Annotated in this window: 9 protein-coding genes; all 9 read right to left on the reverse strand. The window is 66.0% G+C overall.

Annotated elements, in window-relative coordinates; translation table 11 throughout:
- Positions 1-400 (reverse strand): signal peptidase I (gene lepB / locus ACZO3G_RS13950; protein ID WP_486847348.1); only part of this gene is annotated, 400 nt, incomplete at its 3' end.
- A gap of 312 nt (positions 401-712) precedes the next feature.
- Positions 713-1,057, reverse strand: a complete 345-nt coding sequence (rplS, locus tag ACZO3G_RS13955; RefSeq protein WP_101549735.1) for a 50S ribosomal protein L19 — start codon at positions 1,055-1,057, stop codon at positions 713-715.
- A 184-nt stretch (positions 1,058-1,241) separates the two neighbouring features.
- Positions 1,242-1,589: a cupin domain-containing protein gene (locus ACZO3G_RS13960; protein WP_101549733.1), complete on the reverse strand. Its 348-nt coding sequence runs from the start codon at positions 1,587-1,589 to the stop codon at positions 1,242-1,244.
- A gap of 12 nt (positions 1,590-1,601) precedes the next feature.
- Positions 1,602-2,279, reverse strand: coding sequence for a TIGR03936 family radical SAM-associated protein (locus ACZO3G_RS13965; RefSeq protein WP_276872262.1), 678 nt, complete (start codon positions 2,277-2,279; stop codon positions 1,602-1,604).
- A complete protein-coding gene (locus ACZO3G_RS13970; protein WP_277138555.1) occupies positions 2,269-4,113 on the reverse strand; it encodes a TIGR03960 family B12-binding radical SAM protein in 1,845 nt (614 codons plus the stop codon). Before ACZO3G_RS13970 ends, ACZO3G_RS13965 begins: the two co-directional genes overlap by 11 nt.
- A 63-nt stretch (positions 4,114-4,176) precedes the next feature.
- A complete protein-coding gene (locus tag ACZO3G_RS13975; protein WP_276872259.1) occupies positions 4,177-6,486 on the reverse strand; it encodes a hypothetical protein in 2,310 nt (769 codons plus the stop codon).
- 10 nt (positions 6,487-6,496) lie between these two features.
- Positions 6,497-7,711 carry a hypothetical protein gene (locus ACZO3G_RS13980; RefSeq protein WP_276872257.1) on the reverse strand — a complete coding sequence of 405 codons (1,215 nt, stop codon included), beginning with the start codon at positions 7,709-7,711 and terminating at the stop codon, positions 6,497-6,499.
- Between the two features lie 183 nt (positions 7,712-7,894).
- Entirely contained in the window at positions 7,895-8,461 is a 567-nt protein-coding gene (locus ACZO3G_RS13985; RefSeq protein ID WP_101549722.1) for a zinc metalloprotease, read from the reverse strand.
- On the reverse strand, positions 8,451-9,063 hold a 613-nt coding region (locus ACZO3G_RS13990), incomplete at its 5' end, for a M23 family metallopeptidase (RefSeq protein WP_486847349.1). The genes ACZO3G_RS13985 and ACZO3G_RS13990, both read right to left, overlap by 11 nt.

Consider the following 9,063-nt stretch of genomic DNA (forward strand, 5'->3'; position numbering starts at 1 on the left):
CGTTGCGGCGGACCTGCCCGGTTTCAAAGTCGATGTCGATCTCGTCCCCCGCGCGGCCGATCACCCGCTTGATGATCGGCGGCTCCCCCTTCTGGCTGCGGTCGATGACGACCACGTCGCCGTATTGGGGGTCGTGGTAGCCCGCCTGCACCAGCAGCAGGCGGTCGCCGTCGCGCAGGGTGGGCAGCATCGAGGGGCCGGACACCGTCGCGGTGCGCGCCGCGAACGCAAAGATCAGCAGGATGACCCCCACCGCGATCACGCACGACTCCACCCATTCGTACACCTCGGCCACCGCGCCGCGGCGCCGTTCCCTGGCGTTCAGGGAGTTCTTGATGTCGTAGCGGAAGTCGTGTTCCCGCCGCGCGTCCTGTCGGGTCCTGTACTGCTGTTCCAACATACGCCCATCCTTCCGGAAGCCCGGACCTTTCCATTGATAGATTTTCAGTATAACACACCCCGTCCCGCGATTCAAGGCGGACGGCGTCGGCCGGGGCGCGGCCGAAGAATCGGAAGAAGAAAAGGGACGTTTTCACGTCCCCAGCCTGCGGGGCCGCCCGCAGGCTGCACGAGGGGGAACCGGATCGCCGCGGCCTGCGGCCTTGCTCCCTCATCCCCCTCGTGTGCGCCCCCTTTTTCAAGGGGAGTTTTGTCCGGCGCATGTCCGGACAAAACAGAAAGGGACGTTTTCACGTCCCTTTCAAAAGCGTTCTTATCGAATGGTGTCCTTGACCTTGGCGGCCTTGCCGACGCGGTCACGCAGGTAGTAGAGCTTGCTGCGGCGGACGCGTCCGTTCCTGACCAGCTCCACCTTGTCGATGTTGGGGGAATGGATGGGGAAAACCCTCTCGACGCCGCAGCCGTGGGCCACGCGGCGGACGGTGAAGGTCTCGGAGATGCCGCCGTGTTTCTTGGCAATGACCGTTCCCTCAAAAACCTGAACCCTCTTCTTCTCGCCCTCTTTGATCCAAACGTGTACCTTGACGGTATCGCCGATCTCGATCTTGGGCAGCTCTGCTTTCGTGCAATCGGTGACGATCTGCTTCAAAGCGTCCATTACTGCTTCCTCCTTATTTTTTGCAGACATTCATGCCCAAAATCGATGGCAGAGGACTGTCCGGTTTCATGTTCAATCCGGCTGGATTGGGCGTGAAATCCCGTTGCAGGATCACAACGTTCATTACATGCTTATATAGGATACCACAGGGGAATCCAAAATGCAAGTATTTTCTTCCTGTTTTTTACGAATTTACGATGAGCGCGATGAACTCGAGCGGCGTCTCCCCCGCGTTTGCGATGCTGTGCCCCTGGCCCGACGCGGTGTGCGCGCAGTCTCCCGGGGAGAGCGTGACCTCGGTGCCGTTGTCATTGTAGCGCGCTTCGCCCGCGAGGATGTAAAAGGTCTCGCTCTCGCCCTGGTGCTCGTGGTAGCCGATCGAGCAGCCGGGCGCGAGGACCATGTGATTGAAGAGCCTGCCGTGCCCGCAGAACTGCCCGGGCTGCAAAAGCTCCTTCATGCGCACCTCCCCGTCGCCGCCGCGCATCTGCGTCTTGACCGTCTCGGGAAGCTCCCGTTTTCTTGTAATCATCCTGCATGCCTCCTATTCAAATGGGTTTCCATCCTGGTCCAGAACCGCGGTGCGCACCACCCGCATCCAGTCCGCGCGCACCCCCTCCTCCGCCGCGAACGCGTCGAGCAGCAGGGTGGGGTTGAGGTTGAGCGTGTTGCCGGCGGCGGCGCGCATCGTAAAAACGAGGGTGTCGCCCGCCGCGCACTCCTCCCGCACCGAAAAGTGCGGCTTCGCGTCGATCACGCGCTCCCCCTTTTTGCCCTTCTTGACGACGGGGACCGTCTCCCGGTTCCGCCACGCCGCGAATTTTTCCGCGGCGGCCTCCGCCGTCATCCCGTCGAACTCCTGGGTGATCTCGTAGTCCGCCCACGCGATCGCCTCCGGCTTCTGTCCGGCCGGAGCCGCGCGGTAGCAGCGGACCCCCTCGGGCAGCACGGTGTTGAGGCGCTCCACCACCTCCTCCATCGGCAGCTCCCCGGTGAGGCGGAAATCCATCGACTCGCAGGTGCTCTCATAGCCGAGCGCGAGCGGCAGCGCGAAGGTCAGGTAGACGTGCGGGTGGAAGCCGAGGGTGTGCCACACCGGCAGTCCCGAGCGCTTGAGCGCGCGGGAGATGCAACGCACCATGTCGAGGTGGGAGATGTATTTGATCCGCCCGAGCTTCCGGTAAAAGACCCGGACGGTCATTTTGAAGAGCTCATTTTCCAAAGCAGGCACCTCCCACCAGCTTGTTCGCGCCGCAGCCGGAGCAGTTGAGGCGGCAGTGGGGCGTCACCTGCGCGGCGAGCGCGCGCTCGTGCTCGCGGATGAGGTACGCCTTCGTCACCCCGTAGTCGAGATGGTCCCACGGCATGACCTCGCCGTAGCTCCTCCGGCGGTTCGCGTAGAAGGAGAAGTCCACGCCGCACACCTCGGCGGCGTCCTCCCACCGCTCCATCGAGAAGAAGTCGTTCCAGCCGTCGAGCTTCGAGCCCAGCCGCCACGCGTATTCGACGACGGGGCACAGCCGCCGGTCGCCGCGCGCGAGCGCCGCTTCCAGAAAGCTCGTCGGGCTGTCGTGGTATTTGACGGTGATTTTCTTGCTCTTCACCGTGTCGAGCAGGATGCGCTGCTTGCGCCGCAGCTCCTCCCGCGTGTCCTGCGGCTCGAACTCGAAGGGGGTGAACGGCTTGGGCACGAAGCAGGCGACCGAGACGGTCACGCTGACCCCCCGTCCCTTGGGGCGGTCGGGCAGGCGGTAGAACATGTCGACCACCTTCTGCGCGAGGTGGATGATGCCCGCCACGTCCTCGTCCGTCTCGGTGGGAAGGCCCATCATGAAGTAGAGCTTCACATTGCTGTAGCCCCCCTCGAAGGCGGTGCGGCAGGTGCGCAGCACCTCCTCCTCGGAGACGTTCTTGTTGATGACGTCCCGCAGCCGCTGGGTCCCCGCCTCGGGCGCGAAGGTGAGGGAGGATTTGCGCACCGCCGCGATCCGCTCGACCAGCTCCTTGGAGAAGTTGTCCACCCGCAGCGACGGCAGCGCGATGTTGACCGCGTCCCGCTCGGTCCAGGAGAGCATGTCGTTCAGAAGCGGCTCGAGCTCGGAATAGTCGCTCGTCGAAAGGCTCGTGAGCGACACCTCGTCGTAGCCGGTGTGGTCGCACAGGTCGTGCGCCTGCCGGTCGAGGGTGGCGTGGCGCTTTTCGCGCAGCGGGCGGTAGAGGAACCCCGCCTGGCAGAACCTGCATCCGCGGATGCACCCGCGCAGCACCTCGACCATCGCGCGGTCGTGCACCGTCTCGGTGAAGGGCACGACGAAATCCTTCGGATAGTAGACGCCGTCGAAATCCCTGACGATCCGCTTCAGGACCCGGGCGGGCGCGCCCTCCCGCGGGGTGACGGCTTCGATCGTGCCGTCCTCCCGGTAGCTGACGTCGTAGAGGGAGGGGACGTAGATGCCCCCGATCCGCGCGGCGCGGCGCAGGAAGGTTTGCTTGTCCCAGCCCTCCCGCTTGGCGATCTTGTAGAGGTCGATCAACTCGAGGTTGACCTCCTCCCCCTCGCCGAGGATGAACAGGTCGATGAACGCCGAGATCGGCTCGGGGTTGCAGGCGCAGGGACCTCCCGCCACGACGAGCGGCGAAAGGCCGGTGCGGTCCTTGGAGCGCACCGGCAGCCCCGCGAGGTCGAGCATGTTGAGGATGGCGGTGAAGCTCAGTTCGTATTGCAGCGTGAAGCCGATGAAGTCGAAATCGGTGACGGCGTCGAGGCTCTCGAGCCCGAAGAGGGGGATCCGGTGCTCCCGCATCAGCCGCTCCAGGTCGTCGCCCGGCGCGAACACCCGCTCGCACCAGATATCCTCCCGCTCGTTCATCAGCGAGTAGAGAATCTTCATGCCGAGGTGGGACATCCCCACCTCATAGAGGTCGGGGAAGCAGAAGGCGAACCGCACGTCCACCTTCGCCGGATCCTTTACAATGCTGCCGAGCTCGCCGCCGGTGTAGCGCGCGGGCTTCTGTACCTGCAAAAGCACCCGTTCGAGCGCCTTTCTCACATTCATGATTTGAAACATCCTCTCAAAAAGCTACCCCCCATTTTACATGAAATGGGGGGTAAATGCAAGCTATGCGAACCGGTAGGCTTCGCTTGGATAGGGCTCGCCCGGTCCGGCCGTGCGCCGCAGGTCGGGCAGGGAGTAATAGTCGACCGTCTCCCCCTGCCGCAGCCCGACGGTATAGTCGTTCGGATAGAGGACGCCGCCCGGGAAATAGCCGTCCGGGTCGAAGACCTCCGTCTTTTCCCCGGTGACAAGGTCCAGGACGGTGAACCCGCAGTAGAAGGTCTCGCCGCCCAGGATTGCCTGCATCCCGACGAGGAAGCGCCCGCCGCCCATCAGGCGGGGGAAGGCGTAGCGCGCGGGGATGTTGTCCGTCCGCTGGCCGATCTCCCGGTTGGGGAGCCGGAGCTGTTCCCCCGTGCCGTCGGCGCGGGCGGTCCAGATGCCGTCGTCCGCCGCGTAGGCGATCGTCTCCCCCGAGAGGTCGAAGGAGCCGTCGTCCGGGAGCAGAGCGGTTGCGATGCGGTCGGGCAGGGCGTATTCCTCCACGGGGAGCCGCTGCCCGAACTTGCCGTAGAGCACCGACCCGGAGGTGAGCAGCCGGTAGTCGTACCCCGCCCGGTCATAGACGGGCGCGAGCGCGACGGGGCGGGTCTCCCGGTCGAGCCGGATGCCGTCCCCGAAGCTGCGGCCCGTCTTCGCGTCGAACGATTCGACAAACCAGCTCCCGTCCGCCGCGCGGGCCAGCACGGCCACCGATTCCCCCGTCCCGTAGGCGTCGATCGGGGCCGCGCCCGCGCGCTCCGTCTCGCCCGCAAGCAGGGAGTGGAGCGTCAGCGCGCCCGCGCGGTTCCACCGGAGCAGCAGGGTCCCCGCCTGCTGTCCGTCCCGGTAGCGGCAAAGCGCGTAATCGGGCGTGACGCCCGCCACGTAGAACTGTCCGCCCGCCGCGGTGAAGAGGGGCTTGTCCTCCCCGTAGGCGGTGAGCTCCACGAGATTCTGCCCGTCGTCCGCGCGGGAAGTCCGCACGGAGAGGTAATTTTCATAGTCCGCGGTGAAGAGCTCCCGCACCCCGCGGTCGAGCATGACCGGGCTTTCCCGCGTCTCGCCCGTCGAGAGGTCGAGCACCGTGTCGACCGTGTCGGAGCGCATCACGACGGTCATATCGTCCGGATAGGCCGTCCCCGAACGCATCGCGCCGAAATTCCGGTAATAGCCGACTGTCCCCGCGGCCAGGTCGCAGACCGCCAGCGCGGCGTAATCCGACTGCGCGCCCGGGATCGACGCGACCGCGGTCAGCAGCCTTCCGCCCCCGTGCAGGCGCGGCTCCGTATAGCGCGGCTGCGGGAAATCCTCCGGCGCGTTGGCGGGATAGCGGTCCCCCAGCGCCTCGGCGAGGCTGTCGGAGGAAAGCGCCCGCCGCACCGTGCCGCCGGGTCCGGCGAGCCACACCCCCTCGCCGTCGGCGCAGGCGGCGGCCCCGGACGCCGGGTCGAGGTCGTAGCCGCCCGGCCGCTCCCCGGACATCCGCCGCCACAGCTCGAGCGGGAGGCGGTACTCCTCCGATTTTTCCGGATCGGAGGCGGAGCGGTAGGAGACGACGCCGTTGTCCTGGACGAGACGGTAGTCCCAGCCGTTGAAGGAGGTCCTTTCCATCCGGTCGATCCCGGCTTCCGGCGAAAAGTCGTAAAGCGCCTCCCCGCTCGAGGTGTCGAACGCCTCGAAAAGCGCCTTGCCGTCCGCGTCCTCATAGCGGACCAGCAGGACCCCGCCGAGCTGAAGCAGCTCCCGCGGATAGAGGTCCTGCGAGCCGGGATCCGGCGAATCGAGCGGCAGGTACTCCCCCTCGAGGCTCACGGCGTCGGGGAGGGTATTTTTCCCGACCAGCCGGGCGATCCCGTCATAGACCTCCCCGCCGAACAGGTACTGCCCCGTCTCGTCCCCGACCTGGAGCCAGAGCACCGTCTTCCCGGGATACAGCTCGTGGCTCTCCCCGCAGAGGAAGAGTTCGAGGGAACAGACTTTCCCGCCGCCCAGCACGCTCACCTGCTGGTAGCCGAGATCCTCCTCCCCCTCGATGGAACGCATCTCCACCCGCTCAAAGGGCGAGACGGTCAGCAGGTTCGCGATCCCCTCCACCAGCGCGCGGGACATCCTCACCCGCTGGAATTCGCCCGGCGGGTCGATGCGCACGTCGCCGGGACGCGCGCCCGTCAGTTCGGCTTCCATCGCGAGCAGGAGCGGGTCGTCCGTCTTTTCCGGAGCGGGCCGCGCGGGCTCCTTGGCGGGCGCGGGACCCTCCACGGGCGGCTGCACGCAGCCCGCCGCAAAGAGGCAGAGCGCCAGCGCCAGCAGGGCGCAGAGCCATCGTTTCATCAAATCCCCCCTAGCGGTATTTCACGGCGGCCAGCCACGGGCCGTCGCCGTCCACATCTTCAAAATAAACATAGGATTCCGTGAGTCTCCCCGGCCCGATGACGTCAAAATCATTACATCCAAAATCGGGCAGAGGCTTGGATTGGTCGTCAGGGTTGTCGAGGGAACAGACGTAAAAACGGATCTCGTCATTATCGCCGTCCATTGCGGCCCGTACAAGCGTCTGTGCGCCAAATAGAAGATCCGGATAATGATCTCCAAAATGGATCGGGTATTCCCGGGTTTCGCCGGTCTGCGCATCCAGAACGACGGTATATGAGGCGCTTTGTGAGATCACATAGCGGTCCTCGACGCCGCACTTGATCGACCCGTTGGTCCGCCTGCCCACTTCCAGCTCTGTCCGCGCCCCTGTTTCCAGATCGCACAGAACCGCGCCCGCATAGTGTTCCCCGTCTCCCGCATACGGAGAAAAGAGCGCGGCCGCCACCTTTTCCCCATTGCAGAGAAACCGCGGAGCGTAGAGAAGATAGGGCGGCGCATCGGGCGTGGCCCCCATCCCGTCGGGCAGATCGCTGTTGTTCAGGATTCTTCGGGCGTTTTCGCCCCGCGCGTCCGAAATCCAAATGCCGTCCTCCGCCGCCCAGGTAAAGGCGTTCCCGCTATAGTCATAGGCGCAGGGCGAATATCTGGTCGAAAGGCCAAACTCCAGCAGCGCGATATTCTCCGGCAGCGGCACGACCTCTTCGGCCGTTTCGTCGGTGCTGCTCCGGTAGAGCATCCGGTCCGTGAGCAGGACCCGGTAGTCATAGGGGCCGTATGAGACCTTCTCCATCCCCCAGACGAGCTCGTCTACCGGAAACCGGTAGCGCATCTCCCCCGAAGACAGGTCAAACGCCCCGATCATCCAATGGAGTTCGGAGCCCTCTCCCTTCCGTTCATACCAGCTGCACACCAGCACGTCTCCCGACTGTAAGAAATCCCCATAGATCAGTTCGCTCTTCCCGATTCCCTCCATGGGCCTCAGGATGACCGCCTCCTCCGGGAACGCTTTGGGGGACTCCTCCGCCGATCCGGGCGCGGGCTCCGATTCCGCCGGGGTAACGCCCGCCGTCACGGGCGGGGAACCGGGCAGCGCCCCGCCGGGAGCGTCCGCCCCCGGACTTTCGCAGGCGGCCAGCGACAGGCAGAGCAAACCCGCCGCGAGCGTGCAGAGCATCCGTTTCATCCAAAGCCCTCCTCCTATGTCCGTCGAATCCGATATTGAAACAGTGTCGGATTTTGGCGGTTTTCATCCGGGCTGGCAAAATTTTGTGAAAAAAGAGGCCGCCGCTTCCTCCTGCATTTTACCACACATCCCGCCGAATGACAAACCGAAGGCCCCTCCGGCAGCGCCGGAGGGGCCTTCGTCCTATCCCCGCAGGAGGGTGGCCGCGAGATAAAGCGCGGTCAAAAGCATCGTATAATTGCCGCGCGGCAGCAGCAGGAGGGCCGCCGCGAAGAGGGGCGTGAGCACCGCGAACCCCGCGAGCTTCTGCCAGAACGCCGCCTGTTCGGGCTTCCCGGCGCGGCAGAGCGCGAGCCCCAGCAGCACTCCGCCGTCCAGCCGGCCGACCGGCAGGAGGTTGAAGATGCAGAGCGCCAGGTTTGCGGCGGCGAAGCCGTTCCAGCCGCAGAGGAGGACGCACGCCCCCGCGGCGAGCAGGTTCGCCGCCACGCCGCCGAGGTAGACGGCCGTTTCCCGGCCGTAGGAGAGCAGGCCGCGTTTTTCCAGCCGCACCCCGACCGCGCAGAACCGCATGGCGAGAATCCGCGCGCCCGTCAGGCGCATGACGAGGATATGCCCACCCTCGTGCACGAGCACGCCCCCCAGCGCGGGCAGGCCGAGCCCCGAACGGTCGCAGAGCAGCCAGAGCGCGAGCACCGCGAAGAAGCCGAAGGTGAAGGAATAGCGCGTGCCGCCCCACTCAAACTCCATCGGCGTCCATCCCGTCGAGCACCCACGCGGGGTTGTAGTACCGGCCGTCCTTGCTGATCTCAAAGTGGACGTGCGGCCCGGTGGAGATGCCCGTGCTGCCCACCAGCGCGACAAGCTCCCCCCGCCGCAGGTTCGCGCCGAGCGGCGCGGCGATCGACTCGCAGTGGCAGTAGGTGGTCGTCAGCCCGCCGCCGTGGTCAAGGGTGATGTAGTTGCCGTAGATGGGGGAGCTGTCCACCTCCACGACCCGCCCCGGCAGCGACGCGTAGATGCCGCTGCCCGAAGCCGCTGCGATGTCCACCCCCCGGTGGAAGTCCTCCGCACCCGAGATGGGGTGCTCCCGCCAGCCGAACGGCGAGGTCACGGCGCCCCCGGCCGGCGCGTCCACCCGCGCCGAGACGAGGATCGGCGAAAAGGCGCAGGAGGAGGGAGCCTCCTTCCCCGCCGCGTCGCCGCGCCCGAACCAGCCGCCCGCGCCGCTCAGCCCCTCCGCCGGAGCGGAGGGACCGGAGGAAGCGGCGGCGCCGTACCCGGGCGCGTCCGGGGACGGCGGCTGAGCGGCGGGCGGCGTGAGCAGCTCGGTCAGCACCCGCGCGGCGGCG

Source organism: Anaerotruncus sp. (assembly GCF_057433415.1).